Raw genomic sequence first — 1,559 nt, 5'->3', positions numbered from 1 at the left:
AAAGAGCTCGTCATCACGTCTCAGGTAAAGCGATCCCGGATTTGCCTAAGATCACACCCTACTCGCTTAAACCGGACACCAACTGCCGGCTGGCCTAGCCTTCTCCGTCTCCCCATCGCAGTAACTAGTGGTACAGGAATATTAACCTGTTTTCCATCGACTACGCCTTTCGGCCTCGCCTTAGGATCCGACTAACCCTGCTCCGATTAACGTTGAGCAGGAAACCTTGGGTTTTCGGCGTGCGGGTTTCTCACCCGCATTGTCGTTACTTATGTCAGCATTCGCACTTCTGATACCTCCAGCATGCCTCACAGCACACCTTCGCAGGCTTACAGAACGCTCCTCTACCGAGCAGATAAATCTGCTCCCGTAGCTTCGGTATATTGCTTGAGCCCCGATAAATCTTCCGCGCAGGCCGACTAGACCAGTGAGCTATTACGCTTTCTTTAAAGGATGGCTGCTTCTAAGCCAACCTCCTGGCTGTCTATGCCTTCCCACATCGTTTCCCACTGAGCAATATTTAGGGACCTTAGCTGACGGTCTGGGTTGTTTCCCTCTTCACGACGGACGTTAGCACCCGCCGTGTGTCTCCCATGATTGCACTTGCTGGTATTCGGAGTTTGCAATGGTTTGGTAAGCCGGGATGGCCCCCTAGCCATAACAGTGCTCTACCCCCAGCAGTGATACATGAGGCTCTACCTAAATAGATTTCGAGGAGAACCAGCTATCTCCGGGTTTGATTAGCCTTTCACTCCGATCCACAGCTCATCCCCTCATTTTTCAACATAAGTGGGTTCGGTCCTCCAGTTGATGTTACTCAACCTTCAACCTGGCCATGGATAGATCACCCGGTTTCGGGTCTATTCCCAGCGACTATGTCGCCCATTTAAGACTCGGTTTCCCTACGCCTCCGCTAAGCACTTAAGCTTGCCACTGAGAATAAGTCGCTGACCCATTATACAAAAGGTACGCAGTCACCCCACAAGGAGGCTCCTACTGCTTGTATGCATACGGTTTCAGGGTCTATTTCACTCCCCTAAAAGGGGTTCTTTTCACCTTTCCCTCACGGTACTAGTTCACTATCGGTCAGTAAGGAGTATTTAGCCTTGGAGGATGGTCCCCCCATGTTCAGTCAAGATAACACGTGTCCCGACCTACTCGAATAACCAATGGATAGATTTCGTGTACGAGGCTATCACTGTCTATGGCTGCACTTTCCAGAGCATTCCACTATCACACCATCGGGTTTAGGGCTGCTCCCCGTTCGCTCGCCGCTACTAAGGGAATCTCGGTTGATTTCTTTTCCTCCGGGTACTTAGATGTTTCAGTTCCCCGGGTTCGCCTCCGCAAGCTATGTATTCACTTACGGATAACGTGCTGATGCACGCTGGGTTTCCCCATTCGGACATCGCGGGATCAAAGCATGTTTGACTACTCCCCCGCGCTTTTCGCAGTCTACTACGTCCTTCATCGCCTCTTACTGCCTAGGCATCCACCGTATGCACTTATTCGCTTGACCATATAACCCCAAACAGTCGCTACAAGCTATGAGCAACTGT

General features: G+C 51.0%; 1 rRNA gene (cut by a window edge). It reads right to left on the bottom strand.

Annotation, left to right across the window (positions count from 1 at the left end):
- Positions 1 to 1,519 (bottom strand): 23S ribosomal RNA (locus ACUNV4_RS30200); it reaches 1,465 nt to the left of the window's first position.
- Positions 1,520 to 1,559 lie beyond the last annotated feature (40 nt).

The organism is Granulosicoccus sp. 3-233 (assembly GCF_052681095.1).
This window is presented reverse-complemented; position numbering and strand designations above follow the sequence as displayed.